Source organism: Streptomyces sp. SID486 (assembly GCF_009865385.1).
Classification (GTDB): domain Bacteria; phylum Actinomycetota; class Actinomycetes; order Streptomycetales; family Streptomycetaceae; genus Streptomyces.
This window is the reverse complement of the sequence record NZ_WWJT01000373.1, coordinates 1-22,390: the sequence shown is the minus strand read 5'-3', so window position 1 is coordinate 22,390 and position 22,390 is coordinate 1. Positions and strand designations below refer to the sequence as shown.

17 protein-coding genes are annotated in these 22,390 nt (G+C 72.1%); 8 read left to right on the top strand and 9 right to left on the bottom strand.

Going from position 1 to position 22,390, the window contains the following annotated elements:
- Positions 1-218 precede the first annotated feature (218 nt).
- From GT045_RS17355 to GT045_RS17345, 3 genes are read right to left on the bottom strand one after another with little or no spacing between them, the layout of a single operon-like run.
- Positions 219-1,010, bottom strand: coding sequence for an ABC transporter ATP-binding protein (locus tag GT045_RS17355; protein WP_161333938.1), 792 nt, complete (start codon positions 1,008-1,010; stop codon positions 219-221).
- Positions 998-1,759 carry a cobalt ECF transporter T component CbiQ gene (gene cbiQ, locus GT045_RS17350; protein WP_161333939.1) on the bottom strand — a complete coding sequence of 254 codons (762 nt, stop codon included), beginning with the start codon at positions 1,757-1,759 and terminating at the stop codon, positions 998-1,000. Before cbiQ ends, GT045_RS17355 begins: the two co-directional genes overlap by 13 nt.
- A gap of 1 nt (position 1,760) precedes the next feature.
- Entirely contained in the window at positions 1,761-2,813 is a 1,053-nt protein-coding gene (locus GT045_RS17345) for an energy-coupling factor ABC transporter permease (RefSeq protein ID WP_161297137.1), read from the bottom strand.
- Between the two features lie 148 nt (positions 2,814-2,961).
- Here GT045_RS17345 and GT045_RS17340 point away from each other — a divergent pair, with 148 nt between their 5' ends.
- Complete coding sequence (locus tag GT045_RS17340; RefSeq protein WP_161297135.1) at positions 2,962-3,300, top strand: SsgA family sporulation/cell division regulator; 339 nt, start codon at positions 2,962-2,964, stop codon at positions 3,298-3,300.
- Here GT045_RS17340 and GT045_RS17335 read toward each other — a convergent pair whose 3' ends face one another.
- The 6 genes from GT045_RS17335 to GT045_RS17310 form a co-directional block, all read right to left on the bottom strand.
- Positions 3,301-4,962 carry a penicillin-binding transpeptidase domain-containing protein gene (locus GT045_RS17335; RefSeq protein WP_161297133.1) on the bottom strand — a complete coding sequence of 554 codons (1,662 nt, stop codon included), beginning with the start codon at positions 4,960-4,962 and terminating at the stop codon, positions 3,301-3,303. It lies immediately after the preceding gene.
- Positions 4,963-5,058: 96 nt separating this feature from the next.
- Entirely contained in the window at positions 5,059-6,690 is a 1,632-nt protein-coding gene (locus GT045_RS17330; RefSeq protein ID WP_161333940.1) for a penicillin-binding transpeptidase domain-containing protein, read from the bottom strand.
- Between the two features lie 182 nt (positions 6,691-6,872).
- Positions 6,873-8,888, bottom strand: coding sequence for a SpoIIE family protein phosphatase (locus GT045_RS17325; RefSeq protein ID WP_161333941.1), 2,016 nt, complete (start codon positions 8,886-8,888; stop codon positions 6,873-6,875).
- Positions 8,889-9,653: 765 nt separating this feature from the next.
- Positions 9,654-10,025 carry a hypothetical protein gene (locus GT045_RS17320; RefSeq protein WP_161333942.1) on the bottom strand — a complete coding sequence of 124 codons (372 nt, stop codon included), beginning with the start codon at positions 10,023-10,025 and terminating at the stop codon, positions 9,654-9,656.
- Positions 10,026-10,040: 15 nt separating this feature from the next.
- Complete coding sequence (locus GT045_RS17315; protein ID WP_161333943.1) at positions 10,041-10,562, bottom strand: hypothetical protein; 522 nt, start codon at positions 10,560-10,562, stop codon at positions 10,041-10,043.
- A gap of 880 nt (positions 10,563-11,442) precedes the next feature.
- Positions 11,443-13,200 (bottom strand): phospholipid carrier-dependent glycosyltransferase, encoded by a 1,758-nt coding sequence (locus tag GT045_RS17310; RefSeq protein ID WP_161290595.1) that lies wholly within the window; start codon positions 13,198-13,200, stop codon positions 11,443-11,445.
- Between the two features lie 126 nt (positions 13,201-13,326).
- On the opposite strand from GT045_RS17310, the gene rsmI reads away from it, so the two are divergent.
- The 7 genes from rsmI to GT045_RS17275 all read left to right on the top strand — a co-directional run bounded on the left by rsmI (position 13,327) and on the right by GT045_RS17275 (position 21,918).
- Complete coding sequence (rsmI, locus tag GT045_RS17305) at positions 13,327-14,175, top strand: 16S rRNA (cytidine(1402)-2'-O)-methyltransferase (protein WP_161290593.1); 849 nt, start codon at positions 13,327-13,329, stop codon at positions 14,173-14,175.
- A gap of 465 nt (positions 14,176-14,640) precedes the next feature.
- The gene (locus tag GT045_RS17300; protein ID WP_161333944.1) at positions 14,641-15,072 is read left to right on the top strand and encodes a hypothetical protein; all 432 of its coding nucleotides are present in this window, start codon (positions 14,641-14,643) and stop codon (positions 15,070-15,072) included.
- A gap of 47 nt (positions 15,073-15,119) precedes the next feature.
- A complete protein-coding gene (locus tag GT045_RS17295; protein ID WP_161333945.1) occupies positions 15,120-16,019 on the top strand; it encodes a TatD family hydrolase in 900 nt (299 codons plus the stop codon).
- A 163-nt stretch (positions 16,020-16,182) separates the two neighbouring features.
- A complete protein-coding gene (locus tag GT045_RS17290; RefSeq protein WP_345942600.1) occupies positions 16,183-17,808 on the top strand; it encodes a ubiquitin-like domain-containing protein in 1,626 nt (541 codons plus the stop codon).
- A gap of 256 nt (positions 17,809-18,064) precedes the next feature.
- Positions 18,065-18,946 (top strand): 16S rRNA (adenine(1518)-N(6)/adenine(1519)-N(6))-dimethyltransferase RsmA, encoded by an 882-nt coding sequence (gene rsmA, locus GT045_RS17285; protein ID WP_161333946.1) that lies wholly within the window; start codon positions 18,065-18,067, stop codon positions 18,944-18,946.
- A complete protein-coding gene (locus tag GT045_RS17280) occupies positions 18,943-19,836 on the top strand; it encodes a 4-(cytidine 5'-diphospho)-2-C-methyl-D-erythritol kinase (protein WP_161333947.1) in 894 nt (297 codons plus the stop codon). Before rsmA ends, GT045_RS17280 begins: the two co-directional genes overlap by 4 nt.
- Before the next feature lie 273 nt (positions 19,837-20,109).
- Entirely contained in the window at positions 20,110-21,918 is a 1,809-nt protein-coding gene (locus tag GT045_RS17275) for an ABC-F family ATP-binding cassette domain-containing protein (protein WP_161288458.1), read from the top strand.
- The last annotated feature ends 472 nt before the right edge of the window (positions 21,919-22,390 follow it).

Genomic DNA, 22,390 nt, shown 5'->3' with positions numbered 1-22,390 from the left:
GACGCCTCGGCATGGGGACGCCTCGGCACGGGGAGACGCCTCGGCACGGGGAGACGCCTCGGCATGGGGACGCCTCGGCACGGGGAGACGCCTCGGCACGGGGAGACGCCTCGGCATGGTGGGACGCCCCGGCACCGTGGGCGTCTCGGCACAGCGGACCCCTCGGCACCGCGGACCCCTCGGCGCCGCGGACCCCCTGGCGGCGTCCGCGGGTGCCGTCAGCGCCCCGGCGTCCGCGCCACCGCGCGCGGATCGAAGCCGAACGGCAGCTCCAGCCGGTGCGCGCCCATCAGCGCGTCGTCGGAGAGCAGGGTCCCGGTCGGGCCGTCCGCCACGATCACTCCGTCGCTGAGGACGAGCGAGCGCGGGCACAGCTCCAGGGCGTAGGGCAGGTCGTGGGTGACCATGAGGACCGTGACGTCCAGGGAGCGCAGGATGTCGGCGAGCTCCCGGCGGGAGGCCGGGTCCAGGTTGGAGGAGGGCTCGTCCAGGACCAGGATCTCCGGCTCCATGGCGAGCACGGTGGCCACCGCGACGCGCCGGCGCTGCCCGAAGGAGAGGTGGTGCGGCGGCCGGTCGGCGAAGTCCTGCATCCCGACCCGTTCCAGGGCGGTGCGCACCCGCTCCTCCAGCGCCGCGCCCCTGATCCCGGCGGCGGCGGGCCCGAACGCCACGTCCTCCCGCACGGTCGGCATGAACAACTGGTCGTCCGGGTCCTGGAAGACGATGCCGACCTTCTGCCGGATCGCGGCCATGTGCTCCTTGCCGACCGGCAGCCCGGCGACGGTCACCGTGCCGGTGCCGCCCCCCAGGATGCCGTTGAGGTGCAGCACCAGGGTCGTCTTGCCGGCGCCGTTGGGGCCGAGCAGGGCGACCCGCTCGCCGCGGGCGAGGGAGAAGTCCACACCGAACAGGGCCTGGTGCCCGTCCGGGTAGGCGAAGGCGAGGCCGGAGACCTCCAGCGAGGGCACGGGCGCGGACGCGGGCGTAGCAGTACTCACAGGACCCATCCCAGCAGACAGACGACGAGGGCGGCGCAGGGGAGGCCCAGCGCGTGCCGCCACTGCGCGCCGGACGCGGTCACCTCGTCGATGACCGGCATCGCGCCCGCGTAGCCGCGGCTCACCATCGCCAGGTGCACGCGCTCCCCGCGCTCGTAGGAGCGGATGAACAGCGCACCGGCGGACTTGGCGAGGACGCCCCAGTGCCGTACGCCCTTCGCCTCGAAGCCGCGCGACTCCCGGGCGATCCTCATCCGCCGCATCTCGTCGGTGATGACGTCACCGTAACGGATCATGAAGGACGCGATCTGCACCAGGAGCGGCGGCAGCTTCAGCCGCTGCAGCCCGAGCAGCAGCTCGCGCAGCTCGGTCGTGGCGGCCAGCAGCACGGAGGCGGCGACGCCGAGGGTGCCCTTGGCGAGCACGTTCCAGGCGCCCCAGAGCCCGTTCACGCTCAGCGACAGCCCCAGCGCGTGCACCCGCTCGCCCTCCGCCACGAACGGCATGAGCACCGCGAACGCGACGAACGGCACCTCGATCAGCAGCCGCTTGAGCAGGAAGCCGGCCGGCACCCGCGCGGTGCGGGCGACGGCCGCGAGCAGTACGGCGTACACCGCGAACGCCCACATCGCCTCGCGCGGCGTCGACACTACGACCACCACGAACAGGAACGCGGCGGCGAGCTTGGTGTGCGGCGGCAGGCCGTGCACGGGCGAGTGCCCGTGCCGGTAGAGCCTGTGCGCGTGCCCGGCACCCATGTCAGACGCCGGTGTTCACGGGGGACGCGTCGGCGTCGCGCCGCCTGCGCAGCGCCCAGAACACCGCACTGCCCGCGACGACGGTGACGCCCACGCCGATCACCCCGGCGAGGCCGCCGGACAGGCGGGCGTCGGAGACGTCCTTGACGCCGTAGTCGGCCAGCGGCGAGCCGGCCGAGGCGTGCTTCTCCTCCTTCTTGTCGATCCCCTTGTCGTGCGCGACCTTCTCCAGGCCGTCGGGGTTCGCGGAGGCGTAGAAGCTGACGAAGCCGGCGAGGACGAGCGAGGTGACCAGGCCGGTCACCCACAGGGTGCGCCGGGAGGTGCGTGGCGCCGCGGGCACCGTGGGCGGTGCGAGCGCCGGGGCGTCCACCAGGTCGCCGTTGACGCGCAACTGGAGCCGCCGGCGCAGACCGCGCGCACCGTGCACCAGGTCCGGGCGGACGGCGATGACGGCGCCGACCGTGAGCGCGGTGATGACCGCCTCGCCGATGCCGATCAGCACATGCACACCGATCATGGCGGTCGCGACCTTGCCGATGGAGACGTCGGTGGTGCCGCCGACCGCGTAGATCAGGGTGAAGACGACCGCGGCGGCCGGCACCGACACCAGCGCGGCGACGAAGGAGGCGACCGTGACCGAACGCCGCTTGCGGGGCAGCACGGCCAGCAGGGCGCGGAACACGGCGTACGACACGACGGTGGTGGTGATCGCCATGTCGGTGATGTTCACGCCGAGCGCGGTGAGGCCGCCGTCGGCGAACAGCACGCCCTGCATGAGCAGCACGACCGACACGCACAGCACGGCCGTGCAGGGGCCGACGAGTATCGCGGCCAGCGCGCCGCCGAGCAGATGGCCGCTGGTCCCGGCGGCGACCGGGAAGTTCAGCATCTGTACGGCGAAGATGAACGCCGCCACCAGGCCGGCCAGTGGCGCGGTGCGTTCGTCGAGTTCGCGGCGGGCGCCGCGCAGGCTCACCGCGAGGGCGCCGGCGGCGACCACTCCGGTGACCGCGGAGGTCGGGGCGTCGATGAATCCGTCAGGTACGTGCACCCGCCGATTTTAGAGCCGTCTTGCGAATGGTTTGCAAGAGAGAGGCGCTCTCGGCTTTCACCGGGCGGGTGCCGCAAAGTGTGCGACGCTTGATGGAAAGCGGATGCACAGCTTTCGCTTAGGTCACGGAGCGTGAGAGGGCGGTCCGATGTCTGTGGTCGAACAGTACGCGCGCGCCCATATCGTCACGGACGAGGAGGACCCGGGGGCCGTACCCGTCGTGCTGCGGTACGACCCCGACAGTGATCCCCGGTCGGTCCGGGTCGGCCTGCCCGGTCCCCACGAGTGGACCTTCTCCCGCGCGCTGCTCGAACGGGGTCTGCTGACGCCGGCGGCGAGCGGCGACGTCCGGGTGTGGCCCTGCGGCCGGGTCCAGGCCGTCGTCGAGTTCCACACCGACCACGGCGTGGAAGTGGTGCAGTTCGAGTCGAAGACCCTGCTCAGGTTCCTGGTGCGGACCTACATCGCCGAGCCGGTGCCGACCTGATCAGCTCCCGAGCTTCAGCAGTGCCGCCACGACGGGGCCGGCCGTGTCGCCGCCGTGCCCGCCCGCCTCGACCACGCCCGCGGCGGCGAGGTCGCCCCGGTAGGCGGTGAACCAGCCGTTCGGCTTCTTCTGGCCGTCGACCTCGGCCGAGCCGGTCTTCGCGCCGTAGTCCGGGCCGAGCCCCGCCATGGCCTCCGCGGCGGTGCCGGACGCGGCCGTGTACCGCAGCAGCTCGCGCAGCTGGGACAGCGTCCTGGCCGACATGGTGCGTGAGGCGGTGGCCAGCGTGCGGTGGTCGAAGGACGGCGCGACCAGGTAGGGCTGGTGGAAGGTGCCCGACCGCACGGTCGCCGCGACCGAGGCCATGTTCAGCGGGTTCATGCGCACCCCGCCCTGGCCGATCAGCGAGGCCGCCATCTGGGCCGCCGACTGCACCGGTACCGAGCCGTCGAAGGTGGGCACGCCGATCGCCCAGTTGTTCATCGACAGCCCGAACACCTGCTGGGCCTGCTTGGTCAGGTCGTCGTCCTTCAGCTTCTTCGCCTGGCTGATGAAGGCGGTGTTGCAGGAGCGGGCGAAGCTCGCCTTGAAGGTGCCGCCCTTGATCTCGAAGTCGTCGTCGTTGTGGAACTTCCAGCCGCCGTAGGTGAACGTCTTCGGGCACGGGTGCGCCTTGTCCGGCGCGGTCAGGCCCTTGTCGAGCAGCAGCGACGACGTGATGACCTTCATGGTGGAGCCGGGGGCGAGGGAGCCCTGGAAGGCGGTGTTGAAGCCGTGCCCGTTGTTGGCGACCGCGAGGATCTCACCGGTCGAGGGGCGCAGGACGACCACGGAGGCACGCGGGCGCTTGGCCACCTGCTTCTCGGCCGCCGCCTGGAGACCCGGGCTGAGGGTGGTCCGCACGGTGCCCGGGGTGCCCTCGCTCAGCTCCACCAGCGTCTTGTCGGACAGCTTGGCCTCCTTGGACGCCTTGCCGCGCACCACGCGCAGCTCCACGCCCGCAGTGCCGCCCGCCCGCTTGCCGTACTTCTCCCGCAGCCCGTCCAGCACCGTCCCCAGGGACGGGTAGTCGGCGGTGTCGAGGACACCCCCGTCGCGGTCCAGCGCCTTCACGGGCGGGGTGCCGGACTCGCCGGTCACGAGGGTGTCGCCGTCGCGCAGGTCGGGGTGGACGACGGCCGCGTGCCAGTCGACCAGCGGCTCGCCGTCACCCGGGCGGCGTACGACGGTGAGCGAACCGGCGTACTTCAAGGGCTTGCTGAAGCCCCGGTAGGACACCGTCGCCTGCACGGCGAACGGCACCTCGGCGCCCTTCGCCGGCCCCGGGGTGAACGTGACGTCCTTCAGGTGGGCGTCCTTGGCGTAGCCGGTGAGGAGCTTGCCGGCGGTGGAGGGCTCGTCGGTGGCGGACGCCGCCTCGGCGACCTTGCCGTGCTGCCAGGCGGTGAGGAAGCGGGTGGAGGCCGTGCGGACCTCGGTCGTGGTGAGCGGGCCGGTCTTCACGGCCTTGTGCCCGGCCGCGGAACCCTCGTCGGCCGCCGCCCCGCCGTCGTACAGCGCGTAGACGCCGAACCCGGCTCCGCCGACCACCACGGCGATCATCCCGCCGAGTACCGCGGGTCCGGTCTTCCGTCTCTCGGCGACGCGCCTTCTCTTGCCCACAGTTTCCGTTCCTCCGCGCCTTTCCCAGGGTCTTCGCAGCCCTCACAATCCCCAACGACGGCAATCACCTTAAAGTCCCCGCCTCCCCGGGTGACGTCAGCCGGCGTTCCGTAGCACGCTTGCGACAATCGGCCCGGCGGCGTCGATGCCGTGCCCGCCGTCCTGGACCATGGCCGCCGCGGCCACGTCGTCGCGGTATCCGGTGAACCAACTGTCCGACCTGGCCTCTCCGTCGACCTCGGCCGAACCGGTCTTCGCGCCGACGTCCCCGCCGAGCCCGGCCATCACGCCGGCCGCGGTGCCGCTGCGGGCGGTGCGGTTCATCATCGCGCGCAACTGCCCGCTCGTGCCGGAGGACAGGCCGCGTGCGCGTGCCGGTTCGCGGCCGTCCAGCTTCAGCGGCACGATCACCGGCTGGTGGAAGGAACCGGTCTTCGCGGTCGCCGTCACGGAGGCCATGTTCAGCGGGCTCATCTGCACCTGGCCCTGGCCGATCAGGCCGGCCGCGGTGTCCGGGCCGCCGGAGGCGGGCACCCGGCCGTCGAAGGACGGCACCCCGATCTGCCAGTTGTTCCGCCCGAGCCCGAACCGGTCCTGGGCCTCCGCGGTGAGGGAGTCCACCTTCACCTCGTCGGCGAACTTCACGAAGGCGGTGTTGCAGGAGCGGGCGAAGCTGTCGGAGAGGGTGGCGTGCTCGTCCGGCTGAAGGCCTTTCAGGTTGTGGAAGGTCTGGCTCTGCCAGACGGCCGACGGCGGGCACGGGGCGGGTCCGTCCGCGGTGGTCCTGCCGGTGTCGATCAGGGTCGCCGCACTGATGATCTTCATGGTGGAGCCGGGGGCGCGTTCGCCGAGGAGGGCCGCGTCGAAGCCGTCCCGGCGGTTGTTGGCGACGGCGAGGATCTCGCCGGTGCTCGGCCTGACGGCCACCACGGACGACTCCGGGTACTTCAGGACGGCCGCCTCGGCCACCGCCTGGGCGCTCGCGCTCAGCGTCGTGGGGAGCTTTCCGGGCCTGCCCTTGGCCAGGGTGAGGAGCGGGGTGTCCGCGGTCCGGCCGCCGTCCGCGGCCACCTGATGGCGTATCACCAGTTCCACCCCGGGCCGGCCGCCGGTCCGGTCGCCGTAACGGCTGCGCAGCTCGTCCAGGATCGGGCCGAGGGAGGGGTACTTCACCCGGGTCAGCACCTTCCCGTCACGGTCGACGGCCTCGATCTCCGGAGCCGCCGACTCACCCGTGGTGAGGGTGTCCCCGGTGCGCAGGCGCGGGTGGACCACGGAGGGCTGCCAGTCGACCAGCGCGCGGTGCGATGTCCTGCCGCGCACGACGGTCAGGGAGCTGCGGTAGGCGAGCGGGTGGGACGTGCCGGCGTACGACACCGTCGCCTTCACCGTGAACGGCACCGTGTCACCGGCGGCCCTGCCGGGTGTGATCCGCACCGCGCCGATGTGGGCCGCGCCGCCGTACGCCGCCAGCAGTTCCTGGGCCGCCTCCGGGTAGTTCGTGTACGACGCCGCGGTCGCCGCGTCGCCCTTCTCCCAGGCGGCGAAGAACGCCCCGGTCGCACCCTTCACCTCGGAGCCGTCCGGGGGACCCGTCCGCACCGCGGCCGCGCCCCCGCCGTCGTCGCCGTTCACCGCGGACGCGAAGTTGTAGAGCCCGTATCCGGCACCGCCCAGCAGGGTGACGCACACCCCGGCTATGACGACCGCCTTGACCCCGTTGCGCATGACGCGGACTCCCCTCCCGTTCACCCTGTTGAACATGTTCAAGCAGGTGCCGGGAGCACTGTAAGCGGTTGCGGTGCCGTCGTGGCAGGCGTTGTCGAACCGTGATCGGGCAGGGTGTCCGGCCGCGTAGGGGGGGCCGGTGGGGCCGAGTCCGTCCCGCCGCCCGCCCTGCGGCCGGGCGCTCACCGGGGGGTGGCGGTGCCGACCCGGGCGATGAGAAGGGCGATGTCGTCCTGCGCGGGGGCCGGGGCGAGGCGGTCGACGAGGGTGTCGGCCAGCTCCTCGAGGGACGGATGGACGCCGGCGAGGAGCCGGGTGAGCTCGTCCAGGCGCTCGTCGAGGTCGTACTCCCGCGCCTCGACCAGCCCGTCGGTGTAGAAGACGAGCACTGTCCCGGGAGCGAGGGGGATCTCGGTGGTCGTGTACGAGATGCCGCCGATGCCGAGGGGCGCGCCGGAGGGCAGGTCGACGAGGCGGGCGGTGCCGTCGGGGGTGATCAGGGCGGGCGGGGGGTGCCCGGCCCGGGCGAACCGGCAGAGGTTGGCCGCGGTGTCGCACACGCCGTACAGGCAGGTGGCCAGGATCGGGCTCTCGAGATCCTGCATCGTCCGGTCGAGCTGGTGCAGCAGCTGGTCGGGGGCCAGGTCAAGGCGGGCCAGAGCGCGCAGTGCGCTGCGCATCTGCCCCATGACGGCGGCGGCGGGGATGCCGTGCCCCATGACGTCGCCGATGGACAGGGCGGCCCTGCCGGAGGTCATGGCGGCCACGTCGTACCAGTCCCCGCCCACCTCACCGGCGTCGGACGCGGGCAGGTAGCGGTGGGCGATCTCGATGCCGTCGGGAGGGCTGAGGCTGTGGGGCAGCATGCTTCGCTGGAGCGTCAGGGCCGTGTCGTGCTCGCGGGCGTAGCTGAGGGCGTTGTCGATCGCCGAGGCGGCCTTGGCCGCGATCTCCCCGGCGTCGGACAGGTCGTGCTCCGCGAACGGGCCGGGGTTGTCCGCCCGCCAGAGGCCCACCGTGCCGAGAAGGGTGCGCCGGGAGTACAGCGGGGCGGTGATCAGCGAGTGCATGCCGTACTCCAGCAGCCTGCCGGCCTGCCGGCCGTGGCGGGCCTGCCATGCCCAGGAGGTGTGGAGGTCCGGCACGACGGCCGCGGTCGCGGTCGCGAGAGCGATCCGCGAGCCCACGGGGTCGAGCGGGGGATCGTCGCGGACGCCGCCCAGGGCGACGCGGCGAGCGCACGCGCCGTGCTCGTCGAGCGGCTCGTCGACGAGCAGGACCGGCAGGGCCAGATCGACGGTGACGAAGTCGGCGAACCGCGGGACCAGCACGCGCACCAGCTCCTGTGCGGTCTGCCGCGCGTCGAGGGTCGTACCGATGGCGATGCTGGCCTCGTACAGCAGCCCGAGGCGGTCATGGGCGCTGCGGGCCTGCTCACGGCTCTCCCCGAGCGAGCGGGCCATGGTGTTGAACGCCGTCCCGAGCTGACCGATCTCACCCCTGCCGGACTCGGACATCCGCACGGTGAGGTCGCCGCCGGCGAGCCGTGACGCCACGCCGGCCGCCTTGCGGACCGGCCAGACGACGGCCCGGATCACGTACCCGGCGAAGCCCGCGATGAGAAGCATCGAGCCGGTGAGGCCGATCGACCCCGCCACGACCGCCTCCCGGGCGTCGGAGTCGGCCGCGCTCTCCCGCGTCGCGACCAGCGCCTCCTGGGCCGATTCGTACCGGTCGAACTGCTTCCTGAGCGCGTCGACGCGCCGCTTGCCGTCCAGCGTCGCCGCCACGCCGCGGGCCCGGGGATCCCCTCGGCTCGCGGCCGCCACCAGCGGGATGGAGTGGGCGTGGATGAGGGATTCGCCGGCCTGCCGGATCTGCTGGGCCAGGATCTTCTGGCCGGGGGTGGTGCTGAGGCGCACGAGCTGCCGCGCCTGGCCGGAGAACGTGGTCCGGGCGGTCTGCCAGGGTTCGAGGAACTGCTTCTCCCCGGTGATGACGAAGCCGCGCTGGCCCGTCTCCAGGTCGACGACGAGCCCCTCGACCGTCCTCGCCTGGGCGAGCGCCGTCTGCGCGTGGCGGCCGGCGGCCGCCGACTCGCCGAGCCCGATGATCGACCGCAGCAGCATCGTGAAGGCGAGCCCGATCAGCAGGGCCAGCAGCCCACCCGCGACGGCGGTAAGGGGCACCAGCCCCATACGCGCGCGTCTCTTCCGTGGAGCTGACATGCACATCCCCAACCCTGTGCACCGAAACCGACGGTCGGGTCACCGGCAGGGCGGTCTCGCGGCGGGATCCGTCCCCTCGAGTCTAGGTGCGGTGCGCCGGACCCGCCGGAAGAGCCAGGCCGCACAGCAGGGCGGCCCGCCACGACACGGAACCGCCCTCGCGCGTCCGCGCGGCCATACCCAGGTGGGGACATCTCGCTATGGGCTCCGAGCATATGAGCCCCGAGCACCCGGTCCGTGCTGGAGACGGGCGGTCGGGGCTGCACTCGACTTCTGATCGTCCTCGGTACGGCAGGGCGTCACGCTGAGCACTCTGGTGACCTGAAAACGTGGACCTGTGTTATCGCGAAACCCGTGAGGAAATGAGCACCAAAAGGGCAGGTAAAGCTGTGGCGCCGAGCGAGAGGAACGTTCCATTGGCTTGCGCTGCATAAAACATGGGATATGCGCCGGCTGACATGACAGAGATGGCCCATACCGCTGCGAACATGCCGCAGATTGCTAGGACCGCCCAGGACGAACGGCGCGCGGAGCTTACGGCACGGCCTCGGTCACTTTTCCAGGCAGCGACTGCTCGTAGCAGCGTTGCCGAACAGACGCCCAGCGCGGCGGCGGCGACGACGGATAGGAAAGCGGGCCCAGTTCCGAGCAGCAGGACACCGAGGAGGAAATACCACAATGCACACAGGGTTAGGACCGGGCGCATGCTTCCCCTTCCGCATCAGTCAGTCGGTGTCAGCCCGCAGCTGGAGCTGTCGGCTCCACTTCGACGTGCTCGATGGTATGCCCCTTGCCGTCGGTCTCCGTCCAGCGCTTGGCGTCGGGATTGTCTGTCGCCGCACGGCCTAATCCAGGCGTGGACGGCTGTTGGCCGCTTGGCACGTAGACCTGCTTACCGTCTCTGTCTTTGAGGGGTTTCCCATCCGATCCCATGACGGGGAGCTTGTCGGGAATCTTGCTGACGTCGGTCGTTCCGTCAGCGTTTACCCACGCCGGCGGTGGCGGCGGCGTGTGCCCCGTATCGGTTGCCATCGCGGATGATGCTGCTGCCCCGCCGGCGATGATGAGTGCTGCTGCGGCGACGGCTCCGGTAAGAATCTTGCTCATGTGGCACCTTCCGCTCTACGGTTCGATGAAGTGGGATCCGGACCAAATCGGGACGTTACGGCCGTACCAAGTGCCGCCGTAGTAGAGGCCGGAGCCCGCCTTGGTGGCGTAGTCGCCGCCTCCACACGGGGGGTATACGCCGAAGTCGTAGCTGGTTGTGAGGATGCTGGTCTTTTTGGTGTTGTAGATGCCGCTCATATACTCACGGCAGACGTACCATGTACTGCCGTTGTACTTCATATATTGGTAGCCCACTTCGAGGTTGCCGGCTGGGCGCTCGTAGGGGAAAATGCAGCCGCCGATTCCGGTTCCATTTTGTCCGGCATGGCCTTGGGTTTTCGTGTAGCCTCCGCGGCCGCCGTGAGAGACTTCGGAATAGGTGTACTCACACTTTGAACTGTCGGAGTTCGACCACACCTCTTCGTCCTGATAGACGACGTGGGCGCTAGCGGAGGTGGATGTGGCAAGGCCTAGCACAGTGGCCGCACCGATGACGCCTGCCGCCTGTACTGCTTTGCGGACTTTGTCGTGTAACAACGAGCCTCCCTCTGGTGACTGTCGCGGCTGACGCTAGCAGGGGCGTGGTCACGTAGGAGCAAGGTTGGTCATGTTTAGGACAAAATAGTATCTAAGGCTTGCCTTAAAGAGGCCCCATCGCCTGCGCTGGACCCCTGAATAGATTCCTCGGCCGACCCTTGTTTCCCCAGGTGTCCCACGACGGTAGGCCATACGCGAAAAGCCGCAGGTCGTAGTGGTGAACTAAGTCCGCTGTACAGCTGCTGCGCTGGCGCCTGCTGCCCGTTAGCCGAGGGCCAAGGGGCATGTGCGGCTACTCGTGGCCCTGCCGCCAAGAGCATGGTGATACCGGAGATGTGCCTTGTTGATCCGGTGAGCGGGGTGCCGACGGGGCCGGCCTTGAAGGTGCCGTCGGCGGTCACACGGACGGTGTCATCGGCGTCCGCGTAGATGGCGAGTGCGTCGAACTGGACTCGGTGGTTAGGGCAGAGAACGAGCAGGCTGGACAGCGGGCGACCGAGGCCGCGGATGTGGGCTGCTTCGCTGTGAGTGCCGAACCGGGCCAGCACTTGCAAATCGCAGAAATCGCAGAACTGGCTTCGATCAGCATGAAGTCTGGTAGATGGCTTCCCACGGAGCCCTCCTGACGCCGTCATCCTGTGGGAGTGATCTTGCCATGTCTGGGTCTCACTCCGTGGGGCAGACGTGGAGGTCGCCGGTGCGTTAGACCGTTAGCGCTGGACAGCAAGGACTACCCGCGCGGTCTGTGAATCTCCCAACTAGGCCAGCGGGACGGGGCCGTCTCCGGGCCGTCTGAGGGCGGCCAGCGACGACCTCCGACGGCCAACAACGACCAAGACGGCCCGGCATCGTGCCGGGCCGTCCTCGCGTGTCCACCCTGCTAGACCCAGGTGTCCAGCCACATCCGCGATCTCCACTGGTCGATGGGGATGGCGGTGCCGGTGTACAGGGGCCAGAAGTAGATGAAGTTCCAGGCGATCAGCAGTACCAGTACGCCCGCCGCCACCGCGCCCACCAGGCGGCGGGTGTCGCCGGAGCCCGGTGGGCCGATGATCGCGCCGATCATCATCGCCACCGCCAGACACAGGAACGGCAGGAAGACGACCGCGTAGAAGAGGAAGATCGTCCGCTCCTGGTACAGGAACCAGGGCAGGTAGCCGGCCGCGATCCCGCACGCGATGGCACCGGCCCGCCAGTCGCGGCGGAACGCCCAGCGCCACAGGACGTAGGCGATCGCGAGGCAGGCCGCCCACCACAGCAGCGGCGTACCGAGCGCCAGCACCTCGCGGGCGCACTTCTCGCCCGCGTCCGCCGGGCAGCCGTCCGCGCCGGGGGAGGGGGACTCGTAGAAGTACGACACCGGGCGGCCCAGCACGATCCAGCTCCACGGGTTGGACTGGTACGTGTGCGGCTGGTCCAGGTGGACGTGGAACTTGTAGACCTCGTGCTCGTAGTGCCACAGGCTGCGCAGCCAGTCCGGCAGGAACGACCAGGTGCCGCCCTTGCCGTCGGTGGCCGCCCAGTTGCGGTAGTAGCCGCCCGTGCCGTCGGCCGGGGAGAGGATCCAGCCGGTCCAGGACACCACGTAGACCACCAGCGCCACCGGGACCGTCGCCACGAAGGCGATGCCGGTGTCGTACTTGAGGGCCGCCAGGTACGGGCGGTGCGCGCCGGCCACCCGGCGGGTGCCGACGTCCCACAGGACCGTCAGCACACAGAACGCGGCCATGACGTACAGGCCGTTCCACTTCGTGCCGGCGGCCAGGCCCAGCATCACGCCGGCCGCCCAGCGCCAGGGGCGCCACCCGAAGCGGAAGGCGTCGGCGACGTCCGCGTCCGGCCGGACCCGGCCGTCCGGCAGCACGGGCAGCGCGGCGGCCAGTCTCTCCCGCGCCCGGTCCCGGTCGACGACCAGACACCCGAACGCGGCCACCACGAAGAACATCAGCACGCCGTCGAGCAGCGAGGTCCGGCTCATCACGAAGTGCAGGCCGTCCACCGCCATCAGCGCGCCCGCGAGACAGCCCAGGAACGTCGAGCGGAAGATGCGGCGCCCGATCCGGCACAGCATCAGCACGCTCAGCGTCCCCAGCAGCGCCGTCATGAACCGCCAGCCGAACGGGTCGAACCCGAAGAGCATCTCGCCGAGCCCGATCACGTACTTGCCGACCGGCGGGTGCACCACGTACGCCGGGTCCACCGGCACCGCCAGCCGGCCGTGCCGCTGGAGCACCAGGTCGTTGGCGTTCTTGCCGTACTGGTCCCAGCTGACCTCGAAACCGCGGTGGACGAGCGCCCAGGCGTCCTTGGCGTAGTACGTCTCGTCGAATATCACCGCGCGCGGGCTGCCCAGGTGCCAGAACCGCAGCACGCCCGCCAGCAGCGTCACCAGCAGCGGCCCGCCCCAGCCCGACCAGCGGGTGATCCGCGAGGCGAGGACCGGCGACGCGCCGAGCGCCCGCCACAGCCGGGGGCTCGGCTCCGCGTACGGCGGCACCAGCCGGTCGCGTACGTCGCCCGAGGGCGCGTCCTTGGCCGGTACGTACCCGAATCGGCGCAGCCGCTGCTGCCACGACGGCCGCCGGTCGTGCGGTGCCTGGTCCTGCCGGAGGTCCATGGAGGACGCGGTACTGGTCACCGCGCCATCGTAGGGAACCGTGCTGTGCGAGTCCCGTGCATGTGCGGTACCGGTCGGGACACGGTCGGATTCCCCCCGTTCGCGGGCGCCCGGAACCGGCCCCCGGACTCCTGGGAGGATGGGGGGGTGACTGGAACCCTTGTCCTCGCAGGTACCCCCATCGGCGACATCGCGGACGCGCCGCCCCGGCTGGCCGAAGAACTGGCCGGCGCCGACGTGGTCGCCGCCGAGGACACCCGGCGGCTGCGCCGGCTCACCCAGGCGCTGGGCGTCACGCCCAAGGGCCGGGTGATCTCGTACTTCGAGGGCAACGAGTCGGCCCGCACCCCCGAGCTGGTCACGGAGCTGCTCGGCGGCGCGCGCGTGCTGCTGGTGACCGACGCCGGCATGCCCTCCGTCTCCGACCCCGGCTACCGGCTGGTCGCAGCCGCCGTGGAACAGGACATCCGGGTCACCGCCGTGCCCGGGCCGTCCGCCGTGCTCACCGCGCTCGCCCTGTCCGGGCTGCCCGTCGACCGGTTCTGCTTCGAGGGGTTCCTGCCCCGCAAGGCGGGCGAGCGGCTGTCCCGGCTGCGCGAGGTCGCGGCCGAGCGGCGCACCCTCGTCTACTTCGAGGCCCCGCACCGGCTGGACGACACCCTCGCCGCCATGGCCGAGGTCTTCGGCGCGGACCGGCGGGCCGCCGTCTGCCGCGAACTGACCAAGACCTACGAGGAGGTACGGCGCGGTCCGCTGGCCGAGCTGGCGCGGTGGGCCGCGGAGGGCGTGCGCGGGGAGATCACGGTCGTGGTCGAGGGCGCGCCGGAGACCGGGCCCGAGGAGCTGGACGCCGCGGAGCTGGTCCGGCGGGTGCGGGTGCGTGAGGAGGCCGGCGAGCGCCGCAAGGAGGCCATCGCGGCGGTGGCCGCGGACGCGGGACTGCCCAAGCGAGTGGTGTTCGACGCGGTGGTCGCGGCCAAGAACGCGGCCGGCTGAACGCCTTTCGTGACGGCCGGCCGAACGCCTTCCGCGACGGCCGGCCGAACGCCTTTTGCGCTCTGTGCCGCGGCCGGCTGAACGCCTTTTGCGCTCTGTGCTGCGGTCGGCTGAACGCCTTTCGCATGATGTGCCGCGGCTGGTTGGACGCCTTTCGCGTCATGTGCCGCGGTCGGCTGAACGCCTCTCGGAACACACGCGGAACACGTCCGCGCACACGCCACCGACCTGCCGGAACACCCTTTTGAGCGCGGCGCGCGTCGGCTGAGCGCGCGTCCCATGGCCGGGCAAAAGGCTGACGAGGAAGGCAAAGCCCACGCTTCCCATCCGGGGTGATTGGGCAAGCAGAGTCCAAATCGCCTCCAACAGTCGACAGGGCTGATGCATTCACGCCGGTGGAGGCGTCCACTGGTCGAAGGGACGCACCCGTCCATCAGGGACGCACCCGCGCAACAGGGAGCTGGCATGAGTGACATAGCAGGACGCACCGGCCTCCGCGGTACGGCCACAGCCGTCGTTCACGAGTCGTATTCGTTCGCCTGCATGCGCTGCGGGCACGGCTGGGAGCAGTCGTACGAGATAGAGCACCACACGGACGCCGAGGGAGCGGAGTTCGTGCTCTACGTGGCCGACGGCCGCGTCGTGCCGTCGCCGCTGAGCCGGCCCAGCTGCCAGAACTGCGACGGCCATGTCGTCCGCATCATGCGTGCGGGCCAGGTCTCCTCCGTGCGCAGCGTCGCGGAACGGCGGCACCACCCGGTACCGCAGGCCGGGCCGGCCGAGGCGCCGCAGGTGCCCGCGCCGGCCAGGGACGCGCGCGAGGCCGCGCCGGCCGGGGAACCGCACCACTGGCACCTTTCCGACATCCTGCACCCCTTCCAGCGCAAGGCCGGCTGAACCCGGCGCCGGTCCGCGAAGGCATGCCCCTTTCGTAGGATCGGGGCATGCCTTCGAACGCCGGCCCGCACCCCAAGGGCGACGACAAGAACGCGGCACCGCCGCTCCCGGCACCCCTGCGGGTGCCCGTCGCCGACTCCCACACCCACCTGGACATGCAGTCCGGCACGGTCGAGGAGGGCCTGGCCAAGGCCGCTTCGGTGGGCGTCACGACGGTCGTCCAGGTCGGCTGCGACATCAAGGGCTCGCGGTGGGCCGCCGAGACCGCCGCCGCCCACGAGAACGTCCACGCCACCGTCGCCCTCCATCCCAACGAGGCGCCGCGCATCGTGCACGGCGACCCCGACGGCTGGTCCCGGCAGGGCGCCCGGGGGCCGGGCGGCGACGCGGCGCTGGACGAGGCACTCGCCGAGATCGACCGGCTCGCCGGGCTGCCCCAGGTCAAAGGCGTCGGCGAGACCGGCCTCGACCACTTCCGCACCGGCCCCGGGGGCAAGGCCGCCCAGGAGCGCTCCTTCCGCGCCCACATCGAGATCGCCAAGCGGCACGGCAAGGCGCTCGTCATCCACGACCGCGACGCCCACGCCGACGTGCTGCGGATCCTGAAGGAGGAGGGCGCCCCCGAGCGCACCGTCTTCCACTGCTACTCGGGTGACGCCGAGATGGCCGAGATCTGCGCCCGCGAGGGGTACTTCATGTCCTTCGCCGGCAACGTCACCTTCAAGAACGCCCAGAACCTGCGGGACGCCCTCGCCGTCGCCCCGGCGGAACTGGTCCTCGTGGAGACCGACGCGCCCTTCCTGACCCCGGCGCCGTACCGCGGACGGCCCAACGCCCCGTATCTCGTTCCGGTCACGGTCCGCGCGATGGCGGCCGTGCGCGGTGTCGACGAGGACGTGCTGGCGACGGCGCTGGGCGCGAACACGGCCCGCGCTTTCGGTTACTGAGAGTGTATCGATCGTAACCGGCCGATAACGCCCGGCGGGATGCGGCCGGCATCCCGCCGTGACGATGCGTGGTCGCGCCGCTTTGGAGAGTGACCGGCGCTCCGCTAGGTTCTGGGCCCGATCCGGACCCCTCTGGCCTTCGGGCCCTCTGGAGCGTGTCGGCGTGAGCAACACTCAGTACGAGACCTTCGCGGCGTACGGCCCCTATGCCGCGCCACCGGGCGCACCGGGCGGCGCGTGGCCCGGCCTGCACGACGCGGAGACGGTGGGGTACGGGACGCCGGTGTACGACACGGCACCGCACGGGGCGGCCGGGCGCGACGGCACGCCGTGCGAGACCGGGTACGCAGCCGGGTGCGGGACCGGACGCGGCGCGGAGTACGGCACGCGGTACGGGACGGAGCGCACGGAGTACGAGGACACGTACCGGCCCGCCTACGAGACGGGGGCGTTCGCGCAGGCGGCGGTCCACCCGGGCGGGACAGAGCAGCGCGTGCTGCCCCGGCAGGGCGGGGCCGGGTCGCCGACGGAAGGGGCGGGCTGGGACGGCCCGCACGCCGTGGACGCGGGGGTGGACGTCGAGCGCGACGAGTCCGACGAGTCCGACGAGTGCGACGAGAGCGACGAGTACGCCGCGCAGGCCGGGCCGGCGGGACGGGCCGCGCGGCGGCGCCGGGCGCGCTACACCGAGCGCCCGGACTCCGCCGTGCGCCGCCTGCTGCCGCAGGCGCTGGTCGTCGCCTTCCTCGCCGGTGGCACCACCGCCTTCGTCGCCGAGGACAAGGCGGTCGAGCTGAACGTCGACGGCAGACCGCGCACCCTGCACACCTTCGCCGACGACGTCGGCGAACTCCTCTCCGAGCAGGGCGTGGCCACCGGGGCGCACGACGTGATCACACCCGCCCCCGGCGCGGCACTCGCCAGCGGTGACGCCGTCGCCGTGCGGTACGGGCGCCCCGTACGGCTCACGCTGGACGGCCGCCGGCACGAGGTCTGGACGACGGCGCACACGGTGGAGGGCGCGCTGGACGAGCTGGGCGTGCGGGCCGAGGGCGCCTACCTGTCCACCTCGCGCTCCCAGCGCATCGGCCGCGCCGGCCTCGCGCTCGACGTGCGCACCGAGCGCGCGGTCACGGTCATGGCGGACGGCCGGGCCCGCACCGTCCGCACCAACGCGGCCACCGTCCGCGAGGCCATCGAGGAGGCCGGGATCACCCTGCACGGCCAGGACACCACCTCCGTCGCGCCCGACAGCTTCCCGCGGGACGGGCAGACGGTCACCGTGCTGCGGGTGAGCGGCCGGCGCGAGATCCGCGAGGAGCAGATCCCGTTCGAGGTCGAGCGGTCCGAGGACCCGTCGCTGTTCAAGGGCACCGAGGTCGTGGCCCGCCCCGGCCGGCCCGGACTGCGCCGCATCACCTATCTCGTGCGTACCGTCAACGGGGTCGGGGAGAAGCCGCGCCGCGAGAGGTCCGAGGTGGTGCGCATGCCACGCAAGCAGATGGTGAAGGTGGGCACCAAGCCGCGGCCGGCCTCCGTGCACGGCGCCGACGACCTGAACTGGCACGGGCTCGCCGTCTGCGAGTCCGGCGGCCGGCCGGACGCGGTCGACCCCTCGGGGACGTACGGCGGGCTGTACCAGTTCGACACGCGCACATGGCACAGTCTCGGCGGCAGCGGGCGCCCCCAGGACGCTCCCGCGGAGGAGCAGACGTACCGCGCGAAGAAGCTGTACATGAGCCGCGGCACGACCCCCTGGCCCCACTGCGGCGCCCGCCTGCACAAGTGACCACGCCCCCCGGGCGGTCCGCCGCCGTACAGCCCCGCGCCCGGGGACCCCACCGCGGGCCCCCGCCACGGCCCACCCGGACCGTCCGCCGCCGCATGTCCCGCCCGGACCGCCCGCCGCCGCACGTTCCACTCGGGCCGCCCGCCCGGCCCTGCACCCCGGCGCCCCGCCGTCCGCCCGGCATTCCGCCGTCCGCCCGGTGGCCGGTCACCCGGCGGGGGCGGGAGGGGTACGGGCGGGCCCGTACCCTTGTCCCGTGAGCAGCCCCCTCCCCGACGCCCTCCTCGGCCCCGCCGACATCCGTGAGCTCGCGGCAGCGCTCGGTGTCCGTCCCACCAAGCAGCGCGGCCAGAACTTCGTGATCGACGCCAACACGGTCCGCCGTATCGTCCGCACCGCCGACGTCCGCTCCGATGACGTGGTCGTCGAGGTCGGACCGGGGCTCGGCTCGCTCACCCTCGCCCTGCTGGAGGTCGCCGACCGGGTCACCGCGGTGGAGATCGACGACGTCCTGGCCGCCGCGCTGCCCGCCACCATCGCCGCGCGCATGCCGGAGCGGGCCGACCGGTTCGCGCTGGTCCACTCCGACGCGATGCACGTCGCCGAGCTGCCCGGCCCCGCGCCGACCGCCCTGGTGGCGAACCTGCCGTACAACGTCGCCGTCCCCGTGCTGCTGCACATGCTCGACACCTTCCCCACCATCGAGCGGACGCTGGTGATGGTGCAGGCCGAGGTCGCCGACCGGCTCGCCGCCGCGCCCGGCTCGAAGGTGTACGGAGTGCCGTCCGTGAAGGCCAACTGGTACGCGGAGGTGAAGCGGGCCGGTGCCATCGGCCGCAACGTCTTCTGGCCCGCGCCGAACGTCGACAGCGGGCTCGTCTCCCTCGTCCGGCGGACGGAACCGATCAAGACCACCGCGTCCCGGCACGAGGTCTTCGCCGCCGTCGACGCGGCCTTCGCCCAGCGCCGAAAGACGCTGCGGGCGGCGCTCGCCGGCTGGGCCGGGTCCGCGGCGGCGGCCGAGGCGGCCCTGGTCGCGGCCGGGGTGTCCCCGCAGGCGCGCGGGGAGTCGCTGACGGTCGAGGAGTTCGCGCGCATCGCCGAAAACCGGCACGCGTACGAGGGGACGGGCGAGTGAGCGTCACGGTCAGGGTCCCGGCCAAGGTCAACGTCCAGCTCGCCGTGGGCGCCGCCCGCCCGGACGGGTTCCACGACCTGGCCAACGTCTTCCTCGCCGTCGGCCTGTACGACGAGGTCACCGTGACCCCGGCCGACGAACTGCGGGTCACCTGCGCGGGACCGGACGCCGGCCAGGTCCCGCTGGACCGCACCAACCTCGCCGCGCGCGCGGCCCTCGCCCTCGCCGGGCGCCGGGGCGTCGAGCCGGCCGTGCACATCCACATCGCCAAGGACATCCCGGTCGCCGGCGGCATGGCGGGCGGCAGCGCGGACGGCGCGGGCGCGCTGCTGGCCTGCGACACGCTCTGGGGTACCGGCGCCTCCCGCGCGGAACTCCTCGCGATCTGCGCCGAGCTGGGCAGTGACGTGCCGTTCAGCCTGGTCGGCGGCGCGGCGCTGGGCGTCGGACGCGGCGAGCTGCTGACGCCCCTGGAGGTCGGCGGCACCTTCCACTGGGTGTTCGCGATGGCCGCGCGCGGGCTGTCCACGCCGGCGGTCTTCCGCGAGTTCGACCGGCTCGCCGAGGGCCGGGAGATCCCCGAGCCGGTGGCCTCGGCCGAGCTGCTGGAGGCGCTGGCGAAGGGAGACGCGGACGCGCTGGCGGCGGCCACGGCCAACGATCTCCAGCCGGCCGCGCTGTCCCTGTTCCCCGAGCTGGCCCGCACGCTGGAGGCCGGGCGCGAGGCCGGCGCCCTCGCCACGCTGGTCTCGGGATCCGGGCCCACGACCGCCTTCCTCACGCGCGACGCCGGGTCGGCGGAGAAGGTGGCCGAGGCCCTCCGGTCCTCCGGCACCTGCCGCACGGTACGCACGGCGGCGGCGCCGGTGCCGGGCGCGACGGTCCTGTAGGGGGCGGAGCGCGGACGGTCCTCCAGGGGCGGAGCGCAAGTCCTGTAGGGGGCGGAGTGCGGACGGTCCTCCAGGGGGGGCCAAGCGCGTCGGACGCGATCAGCCCGTCCGCGGTCCGGCCGCGCGCACGGGACGTCCCGCCGGCCGGCGCCGGCTGCACCGCCGTACCCGATGCCCCCTCGCTCCCCGCCCCCACCCCCCGAGGCCCTACGCTAGAAGGCTGACCCCCGCGGCTGAGCCGCATGCCGACACAGCCCCGCGCACAGGAGTGAAATGGCCGTCAACCTGGTCAATGTCGAGAACGTCAGCAAGGTGTACGGCACCCGTGCCCTGCTGGACGGCGTCTCGCTCGGTGTGTCGGAAGGGGACCGGATCGGGGTCGTCGGGCGCAACGGCGACGGCAAGACCACCCTCATCCGGATGCTCGCCAAGCTGGAGGAGACCGACACCGGACGGGTCACCCACTCCGGCGGGCTCCGCCTCGGCGTGCTCACGCAGCACGACTCCCTCGACCCCGCCGCGACCGTCCGCCACGAGGTCATCGGCGACATGGCCGACCACGAGTGGGCCGGCAACGCCAAGGTCAGGGACGTGCTGACCGGACTGTTCGGCGGGCTGGACCTGCCGGGCTTCCCCAAGGGGCTCGACACCGTCATCGGGCCGCTCTCCGGTGGCGAGCGGCGCCGGATCGCGCTCGCCAAGCTGCTCATCGAGGAACAGGACCTGATCGTCCTGGACGAGCCCACCAACCACCTCGACGTCGAGGGCATCGCCTGGCTCGCCCGGCACCTGCAGAACCGGCGCTCGGCCCTGGTGTGCGTGACCCACGACCGGTGGTTCCTCGACCAGGTCTGCACGCGCATGTGGGACGTGCAGCGCGGCGACGTGTACGAGTACGAGGGCGGCTACTCGGACTACGTCTTCGCCCGCGCGGAGCGCGAGCGGATCGCCGCCACGGAGGAGGCCAAGCGGCAGAACCTGGTCCGCAAGGAGCTGGCCTGGCTGCGCCGCGGCGCCCCCGCGCGCACGTCCAAGCCGCGCTTCCGGGTCGAGGCCGCCAACGAGCTGATCGCGGACGTGCCGCCGCCCCGGGACAGCAGCGAGCTGATGAAGTTCGCCTCCTCGCGGCTCGGCAAGACCGTCTTCGACCTGGAAGACATCACCGTGCAGGCCGGCCCCAAGGTGCTGCTGAAGCACGTCACCTGGCAGCTCGGGCCGGGCGACCGGATCGGCCTCGTCGGCGTGAACGGCGCCGGCAAGACCTCGCTGCTGCGCGCCATGGCGCAGGCGGCCCGCACCGAGGGCGAGGAGCAGCCCGCGGCCGGCCGTATCGCCGTCGGCAGGACCGTCAAGCTCGCCTACCTCTCCCAGGAGGTCGCCGAACTCGACCCCGCCCTGCGGGTCCTGGAGGCCGTGCAGCAGGTCCGCGAGCGCGTCGACCTCGGCAAGGGGCGCGAGATGACGGCCGGGCAGCTGTGCGAGACGTTCGGCTTCAACAAGGAGAAGCAGTGGACCCCGGTCGGGGACCTCTCCGGCGGTGAGCGGCGACGGCTCCAGCTGCTGCGGCTGCTCATGGACGAGCCCAACGTGCTCTTCCTGGACGAGCCCACCAACGACCTCGACATCGAGACCCTCACCCAGCTGGAGGACGTTCTCGACGGGTGGCCCGGCTCGATGATCGTCATCTCCCACGACCGGTTCTTCGTGGAGCGTACGACGGACCGGGTGTTCGCCCTCCTCGGTGACGGCGCCCTGCGGATGCTGCCCCGAGGTATCGACGAGTACCTGGAGCGGCGTCAGCGCATGGAGGAGGCCGTCGCGGAGAAGACCGCCGCCGCGGCGCCCAAGCCGGCCGGCGCCGAGAAGAGCGCCGCCGACCAGCGCGCCGCGAAGAAGGAACTCCAGAAGATCGAGCGCCAGTTGGACAAGGTCTCCGAGAAGGAGGCCAAGCTGCACGCCCGGATCGCCGACAACGCCACCGACTTCGCGAAGGTGGCCGAACTGGACGCCCAGCTGCGGGACCTCGCCGGGGAGCGCGAGGAACTGGAGCTGCGCTGGCTGGAGCTGGCCGAGGACGCGTGACAGGGGGAGCGCGCGCCGTCGTGGGGTGAGGGCGCGCGCCCCGGTCGTGCGGGGGAGGCGTGGGCGACGCGATCCGGCCGCGTGCAAGGCCGGTGCGCGCGCCGCGTGAAGGGGGCGTGAAGGCGCGTAACGGCGGCATCACGGGCCGGTTCTCCCTTGGGAACAGCGGCGGACGAGGGCCCGTGGACTGTCGGTGCCGGGTGATAGAAAGAGCCGTCTGAAAACTGTCTGAGAACGACCTTGGGTCTGTCACGAACCTCAGGGCGTGGCTAAAAATCAGTGAACGAGGGGGAACAGCGCTGATGACTCAGCCGCCCGACCAGCCGCCGCAGGGCGAGTTCGGAGCACCGCAGGACCAGCCGCCGCAGGGCGGGTTCGGAGCACCGCAGGAGCAGCCGCCGCAGCCCGGCGGCTTCGGTGCCCCGCCGCCGCCGGCGCAGCCACCGGCCCAGGGCGGGTTCGGCGCCCCCCA